22 protein-coding genes are annotated in these 21,685 nt (G+C 71.2%); 13 read left to right on the plus strand and 9 right to left on the minus strand.

Features of this window, described 5'->3' with window-relative positions:
- Window positions 1-7: 7 nt before the first annotated feature.
- Window positions 8-1,195, minus strand: a complete 1,188-nt coding sequence (locus tag ACZ60T_RS24065; RefSeq protein WP_469667743.1) for an SDR family oxidoreductase — start codon at window positions 1,193-1,195, stop codon at window positions 8-10.
- Between the two features lie 522 nt (window positions 1,196-1,717).
- Here ACZ60T_RS24065 and ACZ60T_RS24070 point away from each other — a divergent pair.
- On the plus strand, window positions 1,718-3,061 hold the full coding sequence (locus ACZ60T_RS24070; protein WP_469667744.1) for a wax ester/triacylglycerol synthase domain-containing protein: 1,344 nt from the start codon (window positions 1,718-1,720) through the stop codon (window positions 3,059-3,061).
- 66 nt (window positions 3,062-3,127) lie between these two features.
- Here the strand turns inward: ACZ60T_RS24070 and ACZ60T_RS24075 are convergent, their stop codons facing one another.
- Window positions 3,128-4,366 carry a wax ester/triacylglycerol synthase domain-containing protein gene (locus ACZ60T_RS24075; protein WP_469667745.1) on the minus strand — a complete coding sequence of 413 codons (1,239 nt, stop codon included), beginning with the start codon at window positions 4,364-4,366 and terminating at the stop codon, window positions 3,128-3,130.
- Between the two features lie 13 nt (window positions 4,367-4,379).
- On the minus strand, window positions 4,380-5,741 hold the full coding sequence (locus ACZ60T_RS24080) for an NAD(P)-binding domain-containing protein (protein WP_469667746.1): 1,362 nt from the start codon (window positions 5,739-5,741) through the stop codon (window positions 4,380-4,382).
- 364 nt (window positions 5,742-6,105) lie between these two features.
- Here ACZ60T_RS24080 and ACZ60T_RS24085 point away from each other — a divergent pair, with 364 nt between their 5' ends.
- The 6 genes from ACZ60T_RS24085 (at window position 6,106) to ACZ60T_RS24110 (ending at window position 11,476) form a co-directional block, all read left to right on the plus strand.
- Window positions 6,106-6,720: an ABC transporter ATP-binding protein gene (locus ACZ60T_RS24085; RefSeq protein WP_469667747.1), complete on the plus strand. Its 615-nt coding sequence runs from the start codon at window positions 6,106-6,108 to the stop codon at window positions 6,718-6,720.
- Complete coding sequence (locus ACZ60T_RS24090) at window positions 6,717-7,499, plus strand: ABC transporter permease (RefSeq protein WP_365625291.1); 783 nt, start codon at window positions 6,717-6,719, stop codon at window positions 7,497-7,499. Before ACZ60T_RS24085 ends, ACZ60T_RS24090 begins: the two co-directional genes overlap by 4 nt.
- Window positions 7,500-7,621: 122 nt before the next feature.
- On the plus strand, window positions 7,622-8,143 hold the full coding sequence (locus ACZ60T_RS24095; RefSeq protein WP_365625294.1) for a hypothetical protein: 522 nt from the start codon (window positions 7,622-7,624) through the stop codon (window positions 8,141-8,143).
- Between the two features lie 218 nt (window positions 8,144-8,361).
- Window positions 8,362-9,525 carry an MGDG synthase family glycosyltransferase gene (locus ACZ60T_RS24100; RefSeq protein ID WP_469667748.1) on the plus strand — a complete coding sequence of 388 codons (1,164 nt, stop codon included), beginning with the start codon at window positions 8,362-8,364 and terminating at the stop codon, window positions 9,523-9,525.
- A 200-nt stretch (window positions 9,526-9,725) separates the two neighbouring features.
- Window positions 9,726-10,073, plus strand: a complete 348-nt coding sequence (locus tag ACZ60T_RS24105; RefSeq protein ID WP_469667749.1) for a hypothetical protein — start codon at window positions 9,726-9,728, stop codon at window positions 10,071-10,073.
- A 185-nt stretch (window positions 10,074-10,258) separates the two neighbouring features.
- The gene (locus ACZ60T_RS24110; RefSeq protein ID WP_469667750.1) at window positions 10,259-11,476 is read left to right on the plus strand and encodes a serine hydrolase domain-containing protein; all 1,218 of its coding nucleotides are present in this window, start codon (window positions 10,259-10,261) and stop codon (window positions 11,474-11,476) included.
- A 60-nt stretch (window positions 11,477-11,536) separates the two neighbouring features.
- Here the strand turns inward: ACZ60T_RS24110 and ACZ60T_RS24115 are convergent, their stop codons facing one another.
- Complete coding sequence (locus ACZ60T_RS24115) at window positions 11,537-12,376, minus strand: EI24 domain-containing protein (protein WP_469667751.1); 840 nt, start codon at window positions 12,374-12,376, stop codon at window positions 11,537-11,539.
- A 184-nt stretch (window positions 12,377-12,560) separates the two neighbouring features.
- Between ACZ60T_RS24115 and ACZ60T_RS24120 the strand changes: the two genes are divergently transcribed.
- The 6 genes from ACZ60T_RS24120 to ACZ60T_RS24145 all read left to right on the plus strand — a co-directional run bounded on the left by ACZ60T_RS24120 (window position 12,561) and on the right by ACZ60T_RS24145 (window position 16,881).
- Window positions 12,561-13,178, plus strand: a complete 618-nt coding sequence (locus ACZ60T_RS24120) for an ABC transporter ATP-binding protein (protein ID WP_469667752.1) — start codon at window positions 12,561-12,563, stop codon at window positions 13,176-13,178.
- Entirely contained in the window at window positions 13,175-13,930 is a 756-nt protein-coding gene (locus ACZ60T_RS24125) for a hypothetical protein (RefSeq protein ID WP_365625309.1), read from the plus strand. Before ACZ60T_RS24120 ends, ACZ60T_RS24125 begins: the two co-directional genes overlap by 4 nt.
- 8 nt (window positions 13,931-13,938) lie before the next feature.
- Complete coding sequence (locus ACZ60T_RS24130; protein WP_365625312.1) at window positions 13,939-14,271, plus strand: glyoxalase superfamily protein; 333 nt, start codon at window positions 13,939-13,941, stop codon at window positions 14,269-14,271.
- A 274-nt stretch (window positions 14,272-14,545) separates the two neighbouring features.
- On the plus strand, window positions 14,546-14,854 hold the full coding sequence (locus tag ACZ60T_RS24135; RefSeq protein WP_469667753.1) for a hypothetical protein: 309 nt from the start codon (window positions 14,546-14,548) through the stop codon (window positions 14,852-14,854).
- 53 nt (window positions 14,855-14,907) lie between these two features.
- Window positions 14,908-16,167, plus strand: coding sequence for a nucleotide sugar dehydrogenase (locus ACZ60T_RS24140; RefSeq protein ID WP_469667754.1), 1,260 nt, complete (start codon window positions 14,908-14,910; stop codon window positions 16,165-16,167).
- Between the two features lie 180 nt (window positions 16,168-16,347).
- A complete protein-coding gene (locus ACZ60T_RS24145; RefSeq protein WP_365625321.1) occupies window positions 16,348-16,881 on the plus strand; it encodes an EF-hand domain-containing protein in 534 nt (177 codons plus the stop codon).
- Window positions 16,882-16,961: 80 nt separating this feature from the next.
- On the opposite strand, the gene ACZ60T_RS24150 is transcribed toward ACZ60T_RS24145, so the two are convergent.
- The 5 genes from ACZ60T_RS24150 to ACZ60T_RS24170 are packed head-to-tail and all read right to left on the minus strand — an operon-like array spanning window position 16,962 to window position 21,684.
- Window positions 16,962-17,372, minus strand: a complete 411-nt coding sequence (locus ACZ60T_RS24150) for a DUF6917 domain-containing protein (RefSeq protein WP_469667755.1) — start codon at window positions 17,370-17,372, stop codon at window positions 16,962-16,964.
- Window positions 17,369-18,334: a Gfo/Idh/MocA family protein gene (locus tag ACZ60T_RS24155; RefSeq protein ID WP_469667757.1), complete on the minus strand. Its 966-nt coding sequence runs from the start codon at window positions 18,332-18,334 to the stop codon at window positions 17,369-17,371. The genes ACZ60T_RS24150 and ACZ60T_RS24155 overlap by 4 nt, the downstream gene beginning before the upstream one ends.
- Entirely contained in the window at window positions 18,331-19,458 is a 1,128-nt protein-coding gene (locus ACZ60T_RS24160; protein WP_469667759.1) for an Ldh family oxidoreductase, read from the minus strand. The genes ACZ60T_RS24155 and ACZ60T_RS24160 overlap by 4 nt, the downstream gene beginning before the upstream one ends.
- Entirely contained in the window at window positions 19,424-20,770 is a 1,347-nt protein-coding gene (locus ACZ60T_RS24165) for a M20/M25/M40 family metallo-hydrolase (RefSeq protein ID WP_469667760.1), read from the minus strand. The genes ACZ60T_RS24160 and ACZ60T_RS24165 overlap by 35 nt, the downstream gene beginning before the upstream one ends.
- The gene (locus ACZ60T_RS24170; RefSeq protein ID WP_469667761.1) at window positions 20,767-21,684 is read right to left on the minus strand and encodes a sugar phosphate isomerase/epimerase family protein; all 918 of its coding nucleotides are present in this window, start codon (window positions 21,682-21,684) and stop codon (window positions 20,767-20,769) included. Before ACZ60T_RS24170 ends, ACZ60T_RS24165 begins: the two co-directional genes overlap by 4 nt.
- Window position 21,685 lies beyond the last annotated feature (1 nt).

A 21,685-nucleotide genomic window follows, 5' to 3' on the forward strand; every position in this document is an offset into this window, starting at 1 on the left:
AGACGCACTAGGCGTGTCGGGTGTACGGGGCGGCGTACGGGGTGTGCTGCGCGGGCGGGAGGCCGGTCGCGGGCGTGGCCGATGGTCCGGCGGGAACCCGGTCCCTCGGGGCCAGGCCGGACCACAGGTAGTCGAGGTCCACCCGGCCGGAGGCCGCCGACGGACCGAGCAGGGTCCGGACCCGTGTGTCGTCGAAGCGCCGTCGGTGGGTCAGATAGGTCGTCAGGCCCGGATAGAAGTCCAGCAGCGCCTCCAGCGCGGACGGGTCGTCCGGCTTCTTGGCGACCAGCTCGATCGACACCTGGACCAGCCGCTCCAGCAGGGCCACGATCGTCGGCACCGGCACGTCACGGTCATGGACGACGTGGTACGTGTCGACTCCGCCCGAGGGTGGCCGATCGGCCAGTCGCACCATGACCTCGGCCGCGTGCTCCACCTGCATCAGGTTCAACCGACCATGCGGATGGCCTACCAACCGGATGCGGGGACGGTCGCCCGGGTCGGTGCCGTAAGGACCGTCGGGTTCGGCGCTGCGGCGCGCGTCGCGCAGGATCCGCTCGACGACCTGAAGCGGATGCGAGGGCAGTTCCGGATGCGGCGGCACATCCGTGACCAGCACGCTCGGCCGCAGCACGACGACCGGACGGCGGTGCTCCCGCGCCCAGGCGTGAACCAGCACTTCCGCCTCGTACTTGGAGCGTTCGTAGGCGTTCTCGAAGCCGTACGCGTCGTCCAACTCGTCCTCGTACGCCACTCCTTGTCGCCGACTCCCGGCTACGAAGGCGGTACTCACATGGTGGACCACGGGCTTCTCGCGCCCGGCGGCGGCCAACTCCAGCACATGCCGCGTCCCTTCGACGTTGGTCCGGCGTAACTCGGGAAGGTTCCCTTCGAGGTTGATGCTGCCCGCGCTGTGCCAGAGCGCGCCGAGACCGTCGGCCAACTCCTGGAACGCGCGCCGGGACAGCCCAAGCCTGGGCTGCTCCAACTCGGTCTCCACCACCCGTAGCCGGTCGGGGAGTTCGGTGAGGAACCGCTCAGGCGTGCCCGTCAGTTCGAAGAACCGGCTGATGCGGTGCAGCGCGTCACCCGACCCGGCGTGGACCAGGACTGTCACCGACCGGTGCGTGTCGAGCAGGCGGCGCAGCAGGCGGAGTCCGAGGAATCCGGTGGCGCCGGTGAGGGCGACGTGCATGACCTTGGCTCCAAGGGCTCCGAAAGGGACAGGACCACGACCGCATGCGAAGGCGAGGAAGGCCGAGGTCATTGCGGCGGCGCGGAGCACAGTGTCAGACGGCGGACGGTGATGGTGCCCCGAGCCCCGCTGCTCACCCGAACGGAGGACCAACGCCGCGCTCGGCATGACTCCTGGACGACGCGTCGGAACCCTCAACGGGGGCCAGGGCAGCGGCCGTACAGACGCGAGGGAGGCAGTCGGGCCCGTGCGGTCCGACGGGAGGGCCGTCCCCCGTTCGGGTGGTCTCGCGGGCGGTGACCGGGGGACACCGTGTCCCCGTCGGGCGGTGCGGCGCGGGGTAGCGAGCCGGGCAGGGCAGGGGAGGAGTGGGCACGGGCGTTCCTCGCGAGCGGATATAACCGGACCGATTCAGGATTCAGGCCGAGGCCGAGTGACGCGTTCGGTGTCGCCGGGCACCGGTCGGCAGCCGCCCGGCCGCATCCGGCCTGCCCCTCATTCGGCACGAACTGGAGTCCCCCGATGCCCGTGTCCGCTCCCCTCCCCGGCCGTCCCACCCACGCGGTCGACCGCGCGTTCCTCGGCATGGCGCGCCGCCACCCCGGCGTTCGCTGGGACGCCGGCGGCGTCGCGTACTTGAGCGGTCCGCCCCCGAGCCTGGCCGATCTCCGCGCGTACGTGGGCTTCCGCCTGACCCGGCTGCCCTTGCTCACCAGCCGAGTCGAGGGCGGCACACGACGCCCCCGGTGGCAACCGGACGCGGACTTCGCCGTCGACCGCCATGTCCACGAGGTGGTCGCCGAGGGCCCCGAAGGATGGGACGCCGCCCTGCACACCGCGGTCAACGCGCCGTTCGCGCCCGGCACTTACTGGGGTGTCTGGCTGATCCACGGCCATGCGCCCGACGAGTACGCCGTGTGCTACCGCTTCCACCACGCCTGCCAGGACGGTGCCGCCGCCGCGATGACCTTTCGCGCCGTACTGGGCGAGGGAGAGCCCTCGGCCCGTCCGGTGCCGAGGAAGGGCGGCCTGGCCGGTCTCCCGCGGCGACTCGGCACGGCCGTCGGGCTGGGCGCGCTGTTCATGGCCCGCTCACTCGCCGTACGTGGCCGCCGTCCGACCCTCCCCTTCGTCGCCACGGGAGAGCGGCGGCTGTGGCGGGGCCGCGTACCGGCGGACGTCCTCCGTCGGATCGGTGCGGCGCACGGCGGATCCGCCCACGACGCCCATCTGGCCGCTCTCACCGGGGCGTTGGCGACCTGGTCGACCCGCTCCGGCGTGCCGCTTCCGCGGGTGACGGCACTGCTGCCCGTCGACGCGCGCCGCCCGGAAGAGGAACAGACCTGGGGCAACCGCTGTTTCGCCCTGCCGCTGGAACTGCCACTGTCCGTACGGACCGCACGCGGGACCGGCGCCCAGGGCGGCGATGCGCCCGTACGGACCGAACGCGGGACAGGGGCCAAGGAGGGCAAGGCGCCCGTGCGGCGCCTGGAGCACATCATGGCGACGACCCGGAAGCTGCGCGGCGAGGCCTGGCGGCAGGCCGTTCAGGATCTGGTCCGCTTCATGCCGGACCGCCCGACCGAGTGGTACCTGCGCAGGATGCTCTCCCCACGCGTCAGCGGCCTCATGGCCACGTCCATGCCGCTCGCCGACAAGGGCAGCCTGGGCGACACCCAAGTGACGGGCGCCGCCTTGCTCCCCTTGCTCGTTCCCGGTCAACTCTGCGGAGTGGGCCTGTCGTTCTTCGGTACCTGGGCCGAGGTGTCCTTCGTCGCCGACCCCGCGCTGCCGCTCGGGGAACTGCTTCCGGAACTGTGGGAGCAGGCCGTGGGGGAACTGGAGCAGACCTCGGCGTCGACGTGAACGAGGCCGCGCCCAGGGTCGTAGCGAACGCTCAATACGGCCCCAGGCCCAGGTGTGTTGTCCGGGTCAGACCACCGCTTCGAGTTCCGCCAGCGCGCTCAGCCACAGTCCCGGAAGGTCCGCGCCGTGGGCGAAGGCCGTGTCGTGGACGACCGAGAGCGTGCACTGCGCCCGGTATCTGAGCAGCGTCAGATGGCAGAGCTGACCCGGCAGGGGAGCGCCCAGCCCGAGCGCGCCGTCCAACCGAGCCTCGCCGAGGACAGGTTGGGGCAAGGCCGCCGGGAAGTAGGTGCCGGTGAGGGAGGCATGGCGCGGGCGCATGAGCAGCCGCAGGGTGCCAAGGCTCACAGGACGCGGCGCGAGCCGCAGGAGAGCGCGAGAGGTGCGCATCCGCCGCTCCAGGCCTCCGGGCTCTAACTGTCGTACGAGCGAGGCGAGTCGGCGCTGCGGAAGCGGCTCCTCACAGGGCAGTCCGAGGCGCACCATGGTGAGGAAGTTGCCCACCGCGCCGCGTTCGCCACCGCTCCGGACCGACAGCGGCCACAGGAGTGCGAGGGGAGCCGGGCGTTCTCCCTCGGCCAGGGCGACAGTGCGCATCGCCCCGGTCAGTGCGGTCAGGAAGACGGCGCTGACGTCAGTACCGAGGGCCCGGGAGAGTGCGAGCAGCCGCCGGGTCTCCACCGTCCCTACAACGGTGGCGAGTTGACCGGTCGGCGGCCGACGCAGCATGGGCCAGGCGTCGGCGCCCCGCAGACTCCGGGCCAGGTCACCCATGATGCCCAGCACGGCACGGGACGAGATCCGCCCCCAGCCGTCGACCGGCGGGGGAGTGCCCTGGACGTCGGGCGACCTGGGCGACGGGACGTACGGGGTGAACAGCGTCCGGAGTACGTAGTGGTGCCCCGCGCCATCCTCCAGAGCGTGGTGGATACGGAACACCAGCACATACTCAGGCCCGTCGGTGGCATCGGCATCGGCGTGTCCGTGAAGCAGCCAGAGGTCCCAGGGCGGATGGGGCGCGTCCGGCAACGGCCGCTCCAGTACCGTCCGGAGACAGTCCTGCCACTGCTCCCATGGATCTGTCACGAGCAGACGACGGATATGCCGTCCCAGGTCGAGATTCCGGACGGGCATGAAGTGGGGACGAGATCCCGGCTGCTCCTCGACCCGGTGGGTCAGCGTCGGCAGGTCCCCGAGCCTGGTCCGTACGTGTGCGCGCAGGGCGTCCGCCGAGGGTGGCTTCCCACGGAAGCGCAGCGCCCAGCCCACCGCCAACTGCTGGGCGCCGGACAGTTGATGGAACACCTGGCTGAGCGGATCACACGTGATCGACCGCCGGGGCGGTGCCTGCCACGGTGGGCAGGGCCGGGACGGTGCCGCGTGCGCGACGCCTTCCCTCTCGGCGTTCCCGGCGGAGGGCTCTTCGGTAGGAGCGGAAGTCAATTTCGATTCCATGGCGGTAGGTGGACACGTACGTCGTGCGATGGCGGCGCCACTCGCGTGCGATCGCCCGCGTCATGTCCGTCGGCGACGGCAGCGCGACCGCGCCCTCGATCAGCTCGGCGATCCATTCCGCCTGCGGTTCGAGCAACGGGAAGGCCGCGCCGGAGGGTTGGGCGAGTCCCATGAAGTAGAGCCCGGGGATCCGGGGCGGGACCGTGCGCAGATACAGCTCCGTACGGCCCTTTGGGGCGGCGAACACGGCGGGGTCCAGGAAGGGGAAGGAGATCGTGTAACCCGTGGCGTACACCACGGCGTCCACCGCTTCCCGGCTGCCGTCCGTGAACGCCGCCGTGTTCCGGCCGAAGGAGCTGACGCCGGGCTTCGGCGTCACCGCACCGCGGGCCAGTTGGACGAGGAGTTCGTCGGAGGTGGAAGGGTGGCTCGCGAGGGGTCCGCCGACCGGGTCGGGCAGCCCGTACTGAGCCGGGGCACCACGGGACAGCCGCAGAAGGAGCCGTAGCGCCGGGTCCTTGAGGAAGCGCGGGAGATCGGACAGCGGGCTCGACGCCAAGTGATCCGCCGGACGGCCGAGCAGCATCTTGGGGTACACATGCGCCGCGTCGCGCGCGGAGAGGAACGTCCGCGCCGCCGTACGGGAGATCTCCGCCGCGATCTCGCACGCGGAGTTGCCCATGCCGATCACCAGGACCCGGCGACCCGCGTACGGATCAGGGGTGCGGTAGTCGTGCGAGTGGATCGCGGTTCCCTCGAACTCCTCGGCACCGGGCACGGCGGGGGCCGGGAAGCGAGGGTCCCAGTGGTGCCCGTTGGCGACGACCACCTCGCTGTAGCGCCGCGTCTCCTCGGCCTCGGTGCCGCGGTGCCGGCAGACCACCTCCCAGCCACCGTCGTCCAGGGGCCGCACCGAGGTGACCTTCGTGTCGCACACGATGTGCCGGTGCAGATCGAACGACGTGGCGTAGTCCTCCAAGTAGGCCAGAACCAGGCTGTGATGGGGGAAGACCGGATAGGTCGCGGGCATGGTCCGGGAGGTGAAGGACATGCTCTCCTTCGAGATGTTCGTGTGCAGCGACGCGTAGACCCCCGACATGCCGTTGTCGTTGCCGTATCGCCACAGTCCGCCGATGCCCGACCCGGCCTCGAAGCAGTCGAACGGGACGTTCCGCGAGGCGAAGACCTTGCTCGCGGCCAGGCCGGACGGCCCGGCGCCGATCACACATGTTCTCCGCATGACCGGCCGAGGACGCATGACTGACGGACGACGCATGACTGGCCGAGGACACATGACTGACCGACCTTCCCCGCCCCGCGAGCGGGGGCAGAACCTTGCCCGTAGGGACCGACAGGGACCGATACGGAGCCGCACGACCTGCTGGCACCCCCGGTCCTGGGCACGCTAGCCGCCTTGGCCGCCCCGAACCCCGCTGCCGCTGGAAACACCGCCGCACGCGTGACGCGTCGTGCGCCGGATTGACGCCGCGGGACAGAAGCGCTCCCGGCGCCGTTTCCCTTGCCCCGCTTGCTCGTTGGGGTCGATCGGGACCTGACCACCGGAAGATCTGGAACGACGGAGCAGCGCGTTGGACTTCACAGAGGTGCACCACTCCTACCGGCAGCACGCCGTGTTACGCGGCGTCGACCTCCATCTGCGGCCCGGTGTCCTCGCCGGGATCGTCGGGGAGAACGGCGCCGGCAAGACGACGCTGCTGAAGATCCTCTCCGGTGAACTCAGGCCGGACCGGGGCTCGGTGCGCCACAGCGGCAGGTTCGGCTACTGCCCGCAGTCCGTCGTCCTGGACGACTCCTTCACCGTCCGCCAGCACCTGGACCTCTTCCGGCACGCCTTCGGACTCGCGGACCTGCGACGGGCCGAGGAAGTGATGGAGATCCTCGCCTTCACCGAGTACCTCGACCAGCGCGCGGGCCTGCTCAGCGGGGGCTCACGGCAGAAGCTGAACCTGACCCTCGCGCTCATGCACGACCCGGAGGTACTGCTGCTCGACGAGCCCTACCAGGGCTTCGACTGGGAGACGTACCAACGCTTCTGGAAGCTGGCGACAGAGCTGCGCGACGCCGGACGCTCGGTGCTGGTCGTCTCCCATCTCGCCTACGACATCGACCGGTTGGACGAGCTGTGGCGCCTGGAGGACGGGCGCCTGCACCGCCGGGAGCGGCACTCCCGGGCGGCGGCATGAGGCGGCACTGGTCGTTGTTCACCACGGCCTCCCGGTACGCGCTGATCGGTCACGCCCGCAACCGGTTCGCGATGCTGCTCGTGGTGGTGTACATCCCCGTATGGATCGCGCTCGCCTACGTGACCATTCCCGACCGGCCGGCGCCGTTCCGGCTGCGGGCCACGAACGAGGTCCTGACCCCACCCGGCAACCACCTCACCCAGATCACCGGCGCGCTCAACGCGGTCACCCTGATCGCCGGGTTCATGATGTTCGCCGCCACGTTCACGGGCGGTGCCTTCGACCGGCGCCTGGCCATGGCGGGGTACCCCCGCCACCACCTGGTCCTCGCCAAGCTCTCCGCACTCACCTTGGTCTGCGCCGCCATCGCCGCCTACGCCACGGCCGCCGCAGGCTTCGCCTGGTCCCCGCGACAGTCCTTCATGCTCGCCGCCGCGCTGTTCTGCGCGGCCCTGACCTACGGCGCGCTCGGCGTCGTCTTCGGCTCGGTGCTCCGCCGCGAGGTGGAGGGCATGTTCGCGATCCTGATGATCAGCATCATCGACGTGGCCCTGCAGAACCCCCTGTCGAGCTCCGGGTCGGACAGCGCCATCGTGCGCTTCCTGCCGTCGTACGGCGCCGTGCAGGCCAGTATGTCCGCGGCCTTCTCCACCGCGCCCGTGGCCCAGGCCCTCGCGATCCAGTCGCTCTGGCTCGTGGGGGCGGCGCTGGCCGCGTTCATGGTCTTCCGCCGACGCACGCGCGACGCGCTCCCGCGGGAACGCGGGCGCCCCACCTGACCTACGGCTCCTGGGCAGTTGACCGCACAGCCGCCGTGACCGGCGTGAGCCGGTGTTCGTTCTGTACCCGGGCGCTGATCCGCGCCCGGCCCACCCCATGGTTCCCGCAAGGAGCATCACCCATGACCCTGTCCCGTACCGTCCAGCGCACGGTCCTCACCGCGGTCCTCCTGTCCGCCTCCGCGCTGGCCTTCCCCGCCTCCGCACAGGCGGCCCCGCTGCCGCCCGCGTGCCAGGAGGCGCTGCTCCAGACCTTCGACAAGTTCCCCGTCAAGGACTTCACGGTCCCCGACAAGGTCAAGAACACCATGCTGAACGAGGTCGCGAACCTGAGCGAGGCCGACCAGGCCGCCTTCACGCAGACAGCGTGCGCGGCCTGGAACACCTGGGCCACCAAGAACGGCCAGGCGGTGGCGACGGACTTGGACACCGGCTACCGGAACGCCGCCGGACCCGCGTGCCACAAGTTCACCGCCTCGTCCATCGCGACGCTCAAGAAGTACGCGCCGAACGTCCCCTCCCAGACAAGGGAGTTGGAGAAGGTGGCCAAGAAGGTGTGGCGCAACTCCATGCAGAAGCTCGCCGCGGAGGCCACCAATGCCGACTGCCGTAAGGCCTACGACGGAGTGAAGGCCGGCTGGTAGCGAGACCCGGCGGACACCGGCGCCGTGCGTGAGCCGGTCTTCCTCGGCGCGACGTCGACCGGACGCCCGAGGAAGACCGGCGCGGGGCCTGGTCGAAGTGAGTGGCGGACACCCCCGGACGCGCAACCAACCGTATGGCCCCGTTTACGGAACACGATGGGGGTCATAGCGTCTGATATGCGATCGTTCTCTCCCCTCCCCTGCTCCCCGCGCGAGCCATGACCGAGGTGCCCGGCGCCACCACGAGCCCCGGCATGCCGGGTGCGCGCCTGCTGGTCGTCAGCGCGAGCATGGGGGCCGGTCATGACACGGTGGCCGCCGAACTCGTCCGCCGGGCGGGTGAACACGGCCACCGGGCGAGCACGGTGGACGTCCTCTCGCTGCTGCCCCGCAGCCTCGGCAGATGGCTGCGGCGCGGCTACCAGGTCTCGGTACGGCACGCACCCTGGACCTACGGCGCGATCTACCACGCGTTCCTGCGCCCCGGACGGGGGCCGCGCCCCAGCGGTGTTCCGCTGGCGCGGCTCGCCGGGGACCGGCTGCGCGAGCTGGTCGAGCGGGACCGGGTGGACGTCGTGGTCCCCGTCTTCCACCTCGCCGCCCAGCTCACCGGCCACCTCAGGGCGAGCGGGCTGCTGCCGGTGCCGAGCGTGGTCTACGTGATCGAGTTCGGCACCCACCGGCACTGGCTGCACCCCGGCAACGACCACTTCCTGTGCCTCACGGAGCAGGCCGCCCAGGAGGCGCGCCGGGCCACCGGTCGGCCCGCCGATGTCACCGGCCCGGTGGTCGCCCCGCGCTTCACCGTGCCCGCTCCCGGGGCCGCGCGGTGGGGTCAGGTCTTCGCGCGGAAGTACCCCGGCAGGACACCGGTCCTGATGTCCGCCGGGGCTTGGGGAATCGCGTCCCGACCGCACACCACCGCCCGCCTCCTCGCGGGCCACGGGTATCTGCCCGTGGTGCTGTGCGGCCGTAACGACCGGCTGCGTACGTCGCTGGCCAGGGTCCCCGGCACCCTGGCGCTCGGCTGGCAGGAGGACATGCCGGGCCTGATGGGGGCCACGCGGGCGCTGGTGGACAACGCCGGAGGGCTGACCGCCGTCCAGGCGCTGGCCGCCGGGCTCCCGGTGGTCAGCCACCGGCCGCTGCCGGGTCACTTCGCCCAAGGCGCCCGGCGTATGGCCGGACTCGGTGTCTCCGACCTGGCCGAGGACGAGGCCGAACTACTGGCCGACCTGACCCGACTCACCCGACCGGGAGCGGAGCGGGAACTGCGGATCGCCCGGGGCAGAGAGCTGTTCCATGGTGAGAGCGAGCCACTGGACCGGGTGCTCGCGGTCGCCGCGGCGGACACCAGTGACCATCGCCGCCCTCGGCGGTGACCAACGCGCCCTGTCCTTCGATCACTTCAGGCCACCGCACCCGCGTCACCCCAGGGGAGATCAGAGAAGCTCGGCCGAAGTCGTTAGGGCCGGCGGCGTCGACGGGGTGTGGCGGCGACGACACCTCCGCCGGCTCCGTCGACAGCCCCAAGTCCTCGGTCAGCAGTCCGGGTTGGCTCACCCCGGCCGACAGCGACGGCGTGACCGAGCAGGGCTTCGGCGGAGAGCTGCCCCATGCGTCGGACATGGACAGTCTCGCCCGCTACATCGACCTCTTCACCTCCTGCAAGGACTTCACGCACCCCATAGCCCTGCTCCTGGTCTCGGACATGGGCAAGTTCCAGGCCGCGACCAAGAAGGCCGACGAACGCTTCGCCATCGGCAAGGACTTTGCGGTCGTCCCCGTCGGCAGCGACCAGATCAAGGCCATCTCCCCCTCCGAACTGGCCTTCTTGACCTGCGACCCGGACTTCTCACCGCCGAGCGGCTACCGGACGGAGAAGGCGCGCGTCGACGGCTGCGTACTGAGCGACTACTTCCCGAGCTGATCAGCCGGGCCACAACTCCCCTGCGTAAGGCCGGGGTTGGGGCTCCACCTCCACTCCGCCGGACAGCCGTGCGGAGAGGGGGATTTCCCCACCTCGGCCTGGTGGTCTCCCGTATGTTCCCGCGCGCCGACGTCGACTTGACTGATCAACGATCGCGTTGACGAAGCAGCTCAAGGAGACGGCTCATGGCCACACGCGCACAGTCGGTCGGCAAGACCTCGCTCACCACCACCGCCCTGCTGGTCATCGGCTCGCTGGCGGCAGCGGCCCTCGCACCGACCGCCTCGGCCCGGTCGGACTCGAGCGGCTACTCCGCCGCCCAGTTGCGGCGTGACGTCGCCGCCGTACGGCAGGCGGGCGGAGGAGACGTGAACGTGGTGGCACGGGTCGATACACCGGGCGGTCCGCTGCGGGCCAGAGCCGGTACTGCCGCCGCCGGTTCGACGGCGCCCGTGCCCTGGGGCGCGGAGTTCCGTATCGCGAGCACCACCAAGACCTTCGTCGCCACCGTGGTCCTCCAACTGGCCGCCGAGAAGCGGCTGTCGCTCGACGACTCCGTCGAGCACTGGCTGCCCGGCGTGGTGGCGGGCAACGGCAACGACGGGCGGCGTATCACCGTACGGGACCTGCTGCGCCAGTCCAGCGGTCTGTTCGACTACACCGCCGACCCCGAACTGCGGGAGAAGCTCCAGGAGTTCGACGCCAACCGCTACAACGACACCCCGCCCGCCGAACTCGTCGCCCTCGCGATGCGGCACCAGCCCCTCTTCGTCCCGCGGCCCGGCGGCCCCACTCGCTGGGCCTACTCCAACACCAACTACCTGCTGGCCGCGATGATCGCGCGGAAGGCGGGCGGCGCGGACTGGCGCGAACTGGTCGAGCACCGCGTCATCGCGCCCCTGGGCCTGCGTCACACCGTGATACCCGGAGCCAACCCGTTCCTGCCCGAACCGCACGTACGCGTCACTCTCGACGCCGCACCAGGCACCTCACTGGACATCACCGACAACAGCTACCAGCACACCGCCGACTCCGGCGTCGTCAGCACCACCGAGGACCTCAACACCTTCTTCCGCGCTCTCACCGACGGCGAACTCCTGCCGAAGGAGCAGTGGCGCGAGATGCGCGAGACGGTCGCACGCACCGACGACCCCGAGGACGTCGAGGAACAGCCCCTGGGCGACTACGGCCTCGGGCTGCGCAAGATCCCGCTGTCCTGCGGGGGCTACTCCTACGCACACGAAGGCGACGGGATCGGTGTCTACACCCGCCCCGCCGTCACCGCCGACGGCCGCCGCGCCGTCACCGTCTCCCTCACCAGCACATCGGGCCTGCCGGACCTCACCACACTCAACAAGGCGACCAACACATTGATCGACCACGCGTTGTGCGACCGAGCCTGACCGGTGACGCGGGCGCGTCCTCGACAGCGGCAGACCTCGGGGCCGTAGAGGTCACGTCGGTCATGCGGTGGCCCCCTGTGCGTGGTTGTCGGCGCGGGGGCCGCCCTCGCCTCCGGCGATGTCCCGCGCCGTGTCCTCCGTGGTGTCCTCGGCCATGTCCTCGCCCAGCAGGTCGCGTGCCATGAGGGTGGCGCCCGCGACGGCGCCCGGCATCAGGAAGACCGCGACGAACGGAACGAGGAAGGCCACTCCGAGCGGGGTGCCGAAGCCCCAGGCCAGGGTCTTGCGGGCGCGCAACAGCGCGAGGCGCTCGCGCAGTTCGACCCCGCGGCGCTGGAGCGCGACCGCGGTCAGCTCCTCGGACAGGAAGAACCCGGTGACGAAGAACCCGAGTACCGGGATCACGGTCTGGCCGACGAAGGGGAGGAACCCGAGCGCGAAGAGCAGCACTCCCCAGAGCGCCGCCCGGACGACGACACGGAGACTGTCACGGGCCGAGATCCACAGCTCGCGCCCGAGGGAGTGCGGGGACTGCGGGGCGCTGCCGTCCGGGGACACCGAGCGGTCCACCCGCTCCGACAGTGACTCGTAGAAGGGCTGTCCGACGAGGAGGGTGACCGCCGTGAAGGTGAGTACGGCCAGGAGCAGCGCGAGCGCGAAGAGGACGGCGACCAGGAACCCGCGGAACAGGCCGCCCCAGGGCGACGACCAGTCGTCGGCGAAGGGGGTGGCCCAGGTGACGAAGTCGTCGCCGAACAGGGCAAGGGCCACGAGCGCCGCCGCGTAGAGCACAAGGGTGATCAGTCCGGGCAACAACCCGAAGCCGTACGCTCTGCCGTGCCCGGCAGCCCAACGCTGCCCCTTCACCAAGTAGCCGAAGCCCACCCCAAGATCACGCATGGGCGAAACCCTATCGGGGCCGATGGCTCCCACGAGAACGAGGCCGGGTCGGCGTTCTCGCGGGTGCGCCCGGAGTGGTGGAGCCGGATTCGGCGTACTCCCAGGGGTAGTCTTCGTTGCCGCGCCTCGTGGGCCCGGACACGCTCGGGTCCGGGCCGCCGGGTCGGTGAGGGAGTCACAGGCCATGGTCCTGACGGTGGAGCATGTGGCCAAGAGGTACGGTTCGCGGGTCGTCCTGCGCGATGTGAGCCTGCGCGTCGGCCACGGACAGTTGGTGGGCGTCGTCGGAGAGAACGGCACGGGCAAGACCACGTTGCTGCGCATCCTCAGCGGCGACCTCCGCGCGGACGCGGGTGCCGTCCACATCGACGGCACCCTCGGCTACTGCCCTCAGTACCCGGTGCTGGACGAGGAACTGACGCCGCGTCAGCATCTGCGCCTGTTCCAGATCGCCTACCGGCTGCCCGGCCTGGACCGGGCCGAGAGCCTGTTCCGGGAACTCGGGCTCACCCCCTATGACCGGCAGCCGGTCAAGACACTCAGCGGCGGGACCCGGCAGAAGCTCAACCTGATCGTGGCGCTGATGCACGATCCGGAGGTGCTGCTGCTGGACGAGCCCTACCAGGGCTTCGACTGGGAGACGTACATGAGCTTCTGGGACATCGCCCACCGCCTGAGGGAAGTGGGTCGCACCGTGGTGATCGTCTCCCACCTGGCCTACGACACCCAGCGCCTGGACGCCCTGTACCGACTCGGCGACGGCCGACTCCACCTGGCCCCGGCTAAGGGAGCACAGGAGTGAGCGCCTACCGCACCGCCGCCGGTTACAGCCTGCTGGCCCTGGCGAAGAACCGCCTCGCCCTGATCCTGCTGGCCGTCTTCGTGCCCCTGTGGATCACGGTGGCCAAGAACGTCGCCACCCCCGACCTCTTCCCGTTCCGGCTGCGCGCCAGCGGGGAGATCCTGCACGCGGGCGGTGACAAGATCACCATGATCAGCGGGTCCCTCAACGCCGTGTCGTTGCTGGTCGGGTTCTGGATGTTCAGCGCCGCCCGCCGCACCAGTGCCTTCGACCGGCGGCTGACCGCGGCAGGCTACCCGCGCGGCGCGCTGCTGGCGGCCAAACTCACCGCCCTGCTCGCCACCGCCACGGTGGTCAGCGCCTACGCGGTGGGCTGGATGCTGCTGTACTGGCGGCCGCTCCAGCCCGGCCTGCTCCTCCTCGCCGTGCTCGCCGCGTCCTTGATCTACGGGGCCATGGGACTGTTCCTGTCGCTGTTCCTGCCCGGCGAGGTCGAAGGCATGGTCGCCATCATCATGATCAGCATCATCGACCTCGCGCCCCAGGAGCCCGTCGCCGCGACCACCGCCAACAACGCGTTGATCACGCTGCTGCCCAGCTACGGCTCCCTCCAGACCGCCCTCCAGGCAGGCTTCACCCACCGCCTCACCGTCACCCCGCTGGCCAACAGCCTCGCCTGGCTCGCCGCACTGTCGGCCATCGCCCTGGCCGCGTTCTTCCGGCACACCCGCACCCACCCGGCCCTGGGATGATGAGCCGCATGGACGAGGAAGTCATCCCGATTCTGCACGTCAAGGACGCCGCGGTGGCGGTCGAGTGGTACGGGCGTCTGGGCTTCGCCAAGCAGTCGGAACACCGCTTCGAGCCGGGCCTTCCCGCGTTTGTCGAAGTAGCCCGTGGCCGGGTGAAGTTGTTCTTGTCGGAGCATCAAGGCGACGCCCGCCCCGACACGTTGGTGTACCTCCGCGTCCGCGATGTCGACGCCCTCGCCGACGAGTTCGGAGTCCGGCCGGAGGACGCCCCATGGGCACGCGAGATCGAACTACGCGACCCCTACGGCAACCGACTACGGGTGGGCACACCTGTGGAGTGAACACACGGGAAGAGTCCGCGCGCGAGCGCGGCCAGCGACGCGAGCCGGGGGCCGCGGGCCGCCCATGAGGCCGAGGGTGCCATCTGGCAACGGGGTCCTATCCCGTGTGTCAGGACGGCCGCTTGGTTCACGCATACCGAAAGCGTTGACCAGGGCTGGCGTCAACTTTGCTTAACCATGTCGCCGGTTCAGGTGCTTGTCGGAGATCGCGGGCTTATCCGGTGTTCCACCTGAAGATAATCAACTCAACGACGCCACCGAGAGGGAGTATTAGATGCGCCGTACTCGAATCGCCCTGCTGGCCGCGGTCAGTGCTCTGCTCGCGGTAAGTGCCGTTTCCGGCACCGCCGCCGCCGCGGAACGGGGCGACGTGGTGGTGTTCAGGACGGAACTGACGCCGTTGACCGTCTATCACGACCCGCAGGGGTGCCGGAAACTCCCCCTGGACGCACATGTGTTGATGAACCGCAGCGACAAGCCGGTCACGGTGTACGCCGACCCCTTCTGTCTGACGCCCGGTCTCGTCGTGCCGCCCGGATACGGCTCACACGTGGCGCCCGGCAGCGGCAGCTTCTCCGCTTGAGCCCCGCCTCGTTCGTCTCGCATCCGCTTCCACACCCTGGAGAACCTTCACACATGGCCGTCGAACTCGTCGTCATGGGGCTGGGGCATGTCGGACTGCCGCTCTCCCGGGCCGCGGTCTCGGCCGGCCTGACGACCGCGGGATACGACGTGTCCGCCACGGTGGTGAACGGCCTGTCCAAGGGCCGTTCACACGTCGGCGGGGTCGGCGACGCCGAGGTCACGGCCATGCTGGACGCGGGCTTCCACGCCACGGACGACCCCGCGGTCCTGGACGGCGCGCAGACCGTGGTGATCTGCGTCCCCACCGGGCTCACCGAGAAGGGCTTACCCGACCTGTCCGCGGTCGAGCACGCCGCCGAGGCCGTCGCCGCCCGGCTGCGCCCCGGCACGCTCGTCGTCCTGGAGTCCACCAGCTATCCGGGCACCACCGAGGACGTCGTACGCCCCTTGCTGGAGCGCGGCAGCGGGCTGCGGGCGGGCGAGGACTTCCACCTGGCGTTCTCACCCCAGCGCATCGACCCCGGCAACGCGACCTGGACCATCCGCAACACCCCGAAGATCGTGAGCGGTTGCACCGCCCTGTGCGCCAAACACGCCGTCGCGTTCTACTCCCGGTTCGTGGACCACCTCGTCGTCGCCCGCGGCACACGCGAGGCGGAGATGGCCAAGCTCCTGGAGAACACCTACCGTTACGTCAACATCGCCCTGGTCGACGAGGTGGCCCTGTTCTGCCACGAGACCGGCATCGACATCTGGGACGTGCTGCACTGCGCCGCGTCGAAACCCTTCGGCTTCGCACCGTTCAGCCCCGGCCCCGGCGTCGGTGGGCACTGCATCCCTGTCGATCCCCGCTACCTCGCCGCCCGCGCGGAGTCCCAGGGCTTCACCTTCCGCACACTGGCCGCCGCCCAGGACGTACTGAGCCGTATGCCAGACCATGTCGTGGACCGCGCGCTGACCCTGCTCACCGAGGTGCGCGGCCACCCCGAGGGCGCCCGGGTCCTGCTGCTCGGCGTCACGTACAAGCCCGATGTGGCCGATGTCCGCGAGACACCGGCACGCCAGGTCGCCGCGGGACTCCTCGCCGCCGGTGCCGACGTGCGCTACCACGACCCTTACGCCACCGAGTTCACCGTCGACGGCCGAGCGCTGCCCCGCGTCGAGCACTTGCGGGACGCCATGGCCGAGGCCGATGTGGCCATCCTGCTGCAAGACCACGCCTGTTACGCGAGAGAAGCACTGGGCCAGGCCCGCTGCGCCCTGCTGGACACCCGCGGCAACGTCGTGGGCAGCAGAGTCACTCTTCTCTGACCTCTCACCCTTCTCTGATCTCTGACCTTTCACCCTCCCGCCGGTGCTGTCCGGCACCCCCTCGGCCGGCCCACCGCCGGTCCCCTGAGCCCGCGCACGGCACCGCCCTGCGCGGTTGCGGCCCTGCCCAGGCGCCGTAGTCAGTCCTCGCTACGCATCATCCGAGACAAGGAGCACCACATGAGCAACGCCCTCGCCAACGACCGCCTGGTGAAGCGCTTCGACAAGTGGGACACCGACGGCAACGGCGTCCTCGACGCCACCGACTTCCAGAACGAGGCCGCGCGGATCGCCCAGAACCTCGGCAAGAGCGCCGACTCGCCCGAAGTGCAGGAACTCCAGGGCGCGTTCACGGGGCTGTACGAGTACCTGGCCGAGAAGGCCGGGGTCAAGGCCGGTGGCGCCATCAGCCGGCAGCAGTTCCTCGACGCCACGGGGGACATGCTGTTCAAGGAGGGTGAGGCGAGCTTCAACCGCGCCCTGTCGCCCATCGTGAAGGCGCTCATCCACCTGTGTGACGACGACCACGACGGCCAGATCAACGCCCGCGAGTTCCAGGCCTGGCTGAACGCCGTCGGCGTACCGCTCTCCCAGGCCGGTGAGGCGTTCCAGAAGGTCGACAAGAACGACGACGGCCAGCTCTCCGAGGACGAACTCCTCCAGTGCGTACGGGAGTTCCACTTCGGTCAGCTCGAGGTCGAACTCCTCGGCTGACCTTTCGGACCGCCCCTGGTGACCCGGGTGGCGCCGCCGTGCTCGTGATCGGTGGCGCCACCCGGTGCCGTGTACTCCTTCTAGGCCCGCCCCTGAGTGAAGGTGACCGTGGCCTCCGGCCGAAGCTCGAGGTCCCGGCCGCTGACCGGACGCTCGGCGTGGATCAGGATGTTGTAGTGGTTCGGCAGATGGCAGGCGTCGTACCCGAGCACGGTGCCGACCACGGTGTCCCCGATCCGCACCACGTCACCCCGGTCGATCACACCACCGCACTCCAGCTCGACGAAGCCCAGGAAGCCCACCCGGTCGATCCGGGCGCCGGGGCGGGGTTCCCACTGGTCGGTGCTGACCAACTCGTGCACCTCGCCGCCGCGTACGCAGCGCGCCGCGTGTTCCTCCAGCCGCATACCGCGGTCCGTGCGCCGATGCACCAGCACCTTGACCAGCGCGCCGCGCACCACACGCTTGGGGCCGTCCTCCGCAGGGTTCACCGGCCCGCGTCCGTCACCGTCGCATCAGCCGAAGTCGTACCGGTCGCGGGCAGGGCCCGCAGATAGGCCGCCTCCACCAACTCCAGCGCCTGCAAGCCGCCGTGCGCCCCCGGACCGGCCGGGGTCCGGCCATCCGTGAGAGCGGCGAACTCTCCGAGAATCGCCTCGTACTCGTGCCACAACGACGCCTTGAAGGCGGTGTGTCCGGCCAGCATGTCGGCGCTCAGCACCTTCCCGTCGGCCAACTCCACCTCGATGTCCTTGCGTTCACCGGAATACGACCAGTCCAGCTCGACCGACGCCGTCGCTCCGGTGCCGCCGCGCAGGCGGAGCACCGCCCGGCGGTCGATGCCGAGGCCGTCGCGCTGGATCTCGCAGTCGGTCAGGGTGAGATCGCCGAGCAACAGCCGTACCAGATCGAGGGCGTTGGGGCCGTTGTCGGCGACACATCCGCCGCCGCAGCGGGCCGGGTCCAAGTACCAGTCCTCGCCGCCGAGATGGTCCTCGATACGTTCCCAGTAGCGGACGCGGACCGAACGGATCTCCCGGTCGGCCGTCCGGCGCGCGAGGTCGCGGACGGCGGTGTTGTACCGGCGGTGGAATGCCGTCATCAGCGGGACCTCATGGCGCCGCGCCAGCTCCACCAGCAGCCGTCCCTCGGCCGCGGTCAGGGCGAGCGGCTTCTCCACGCACACCGGGACACCGGCAGACAACGCGTCCCGGCAGATCGGCAGATGAACGTCGTTGGGGACCGCCACGACCAGCGCGTCCGGCCGCGCTTCGGCCAGCAGGGCCCGATGGTCGCGAAAGCGCGCCGCCGGTCCGGGGAACCGCTCCAGGGTCTGTGCGCGGGCGTCGCACACCGCGGTCAGCTCCCAATCCGGCAGCCGCTCGGCGGCGGCGAGATAGTAGGCGGAGATGGCGCCGAGGCCGACGACCCCGAGGCGCAGGGGCCGGGTCATCGGCGGCTCCCGGTGCCGTCGAGGAGACCGAGGGCGGTCAGCTCGTCGTACAGGCGCGGGGGCAGAGGGATGCCGTCGCGGCGCCGCTCGGCCGAGAGTTCCGCCTCCCACCAGCCCGGATAGCGCACCGGTTCGCCCTCGCGCAGCGGCGGGCAGTCGACGAGCGAGCCGAACAGGGACCGGGTCGCGTCGGCCACGTCCGCGCCGGGGCGCAGTACCTCCGGCGCGATGGCGAGCAGGAAGAAGCCGATGTCGTCGTCGCTGCCGTGCGGCCGGCCGTCTCCGTCCAGCGCCGCGGGCGCGGGTCCGACCGCCGAGCCGGAGACCACGGCGGCCAGCAACTCGACGGCGATGCCGAGCCCGTAGCCCTTGTGGACGCCGGTCTCGGCGCTTCCGCCCAGCCAGCGCAGGAAGGCCTCGCCGCGGTCGAAGGCGGACGGGTCGGTCACCGGGGCGCCCGTCGTGTCCTCCAGCCAGCCCGCGGGCACCGGGGTGTCGCGGCTCGCGGCGACGCGGACCTTGCCGGTGGGCGCGACGGTGGTGCTCATGTCCAGCAGGAACGGGTGCCCGTCGAGAGCGGGCGCCGCGACGCTGAGCGGGTTGGTGCCGAGCATCGCCACCGCGCCGCCCGGGGGTCGTGCGATGCGCTGGCCGCCGCAGTTGCTCGCGACCACGCCGATCATCCCGGCCCGCGCGGCCCGGACGGCGTGGAAGCCCGCGCACCCGAAGTGGGTCGCCCCACGGACCGAGACCAGGCCGACACCGTACCGTTCGGCCCGCGCCACGGCGTCGTCCATGGCCTCGGCGGCGGCCCACAGCCCCAGCGCGCGGCGGGCGTCGACGACCGCGCAGGCGCCCAGGTCGGTGAGGGTCCGCGGCTCGGCGCGGGGGTCGCAGCGACCCGAGGCGAGCAACGGCAGGTAGAGACGGCCGAGGTTGAACAGACCATGGGAGTCGAGGCCGGTCAGATCGCCGTGGCAGAGGGCGTCCGCGGCGAGCCGGGCCCGCGCGGCCGGGATGCCGCGGTCGGCGAACAGGACGGTGAGCGCGGTGTGCAGCTCCGCGTGGTCGACGAGGACGGGGGTGTGCTCAACTGCCGCTCGGTGGGCGGGGGATGCCGTCATCCGGGTTCCTTCCGGGTCTCTTGCGGGTCTCTTGTGGGAGAGGGGATCGGTTCTCTTCGGCGAAGGACATGACGAGTCGCTGGACCACACCGGCGAAGTCCTCCAGGTCGGCGAGGTCGATGAACTCACCTGGCGCGTGGGCGTGGTTGGCGGCGAGGGAGCCGGGGCCCAGTACAGCGGTGAACGCGCCGTCCAGCCCCGCGGCCCAGACGGCGTCGCAGGTGAAGCCGGGGTCGTCGGCCGCGGGCCGGGCTCCCGCGCGGGCCAGGAGCGCCTCGGCCCACGGGTCGCGGTTGTCCAGGGCGGGCAGTCCCCGCTTGTCCCAGGTGAGCCCGGTGAGGTGGGCCGCGTCACGTGCGGTGCGGGCGAACTCCCGGGTGGCGCCGAAGCGTTCGGTGAAGCGGGCGAGGCCGTCGGCGAGCTGCCGGGGCACCGCGGTCTCCAGCTCGGCGCCGTCGGCGGTGCGGCGGTACGACAGGTTCAGCAGCAGCGTGCCCGTGCCGTGGACGCGGTTGTGGACGCGGCCGGTGTGCAGCCCGCCGACACACACGCGCGTGCCGGGCACGGCCCGGTCCAGGCGGGCGGCGAGGTGCTGGGCGAGGAACCCGAGCAGCACGGTGGCGTTGTGCCCGGCGTCCGGACGGTCGTCCACCGCGTCCTGCCCGTCGACGGTGATCCGCGCGGTCATGGCGGCGGTGGCCCGGGGCAGCGCGCGCAGACCGGTGGGCTCGCAGAACACGTTGAGCCGCCCGTGATGCCCGGCCTCCAGCAGCGGTCGTGTGCCGTAGGTGCCCAGGGCGCCGCCCTCCTCCCCGGCGACGGCCTGGACGAGCACGGTGACCTCCCGTCCGACGGCGGGGTGGGCCGCGGCGGCCTCCAGCCCGGCGAGCAGGGCGACGGCCGGTCCCTTGGCGTCGACCGCGCCCCGGCCGGTGAACCGCACACCGTCGAAGACCGGCGGGGTGTGTCCGGCGACGGTGTCCAGATGGACGTTGAACATCACCGTCCGCGCGCGCGGGCGCTCGGGTCCCAGCCGTAGCAGCAGACTGGGCTGACCGGCGAGGAAGCGCGGATCGCGGGCGGCGGCGCGGACGGTGGCCGGGACGCCGGGGCGGTCCAGGCAGGCGGCGGGCGGAGCGGCGAGGCGGACCGTACGGAACCCGGCGTCGGCGGCGACCGCCGCGTAGCGCTCCAGGATCCGGGGCAGCCGGGACGGCGGATCGTCAGGACCGGCCTCCAGCGGGTTGACGCTCGGCAGGCGCAGGAGGTCCAGCAGCAGCGCGCGGTACCGGCCGGTGAACAGACCGCTCACGCCGGGCCGCCGACGGGCCGTTCGACAGTGGGGAGTTCGGCATCCAGCAGCGCGGCCAGCGCCCGACCGGCCCGTACGAACAGATCGGCGGCGTCCTCACCGGCCCGGGTCAGTCCCTCGTGGGGGCGCACGGCGAGGTGCGGTTCGAGGGAGAGCGCCCCGGTGTAACCGTGGGCGGCCAGGATCCGCAGACAGCGGGCCACCCCGGCCTCGCCCTCGCCGGGCAGGGTGTAGGCGGTGGAGCCGTCCGGCAGGCGTACGGCGTCCTTGATGTGGACGTGGGCGACATAGGGGGCGAGGTCGCGGAGCATGTCCGGGGCGTCGTAGCCGTACGGGACGCCGTTGCCGGTGTCGAACAGCAGGCGCAGCGCCGGGCTGTCGACGGCGCGCAGCAGTCGGAGCGCGCGGTCGGCCCGGTCCCCGGCCCAGCCCGCGCAGTTCTCGTGTACCAGCACCAGTCCCGCTCGCTCGGCGCGGTCCGCGAGGACGGCGGTGCGGGCCAGCACGCGGTCGGCCCAATCCTCTTGCGGCAGGCCGTCGTTCGGGTACGACATGATCCGTACGAGTCGGCAGCCGAGGGCGGCGCAGCGCTCGGCGAGTACGTCGAGTTCGGTGAGGTCCAGGCCGATGTCGCCCGTGATGGGGCGGGACCAGTTGCCGATCCGGGACGCCACGGCCGTCACGGTGACGTCGGCGTCCGTCAGTTGCCGGGTGAGCGTGGCGAAGGCGGTGGGGGAGAGGTCGGCCAGTGCCGTGCCGTCGATGGCGCGCAGTTCGACGGTGGTCCAGCCCAGGCGGTGCAGGGCGGCCAGTTGGCCGTCGACGCCGGGCGCCGCCTCGTCCCCGATCCCGGCCAGCGGCCCGAAGTCGCCGTGCCCGGCGATGCGTTGTGCGGCGGTGTCCTGTGCGGGCATG

The organism is Streptomyces sp. NPDC104371 (assembly GCF_055583785.1).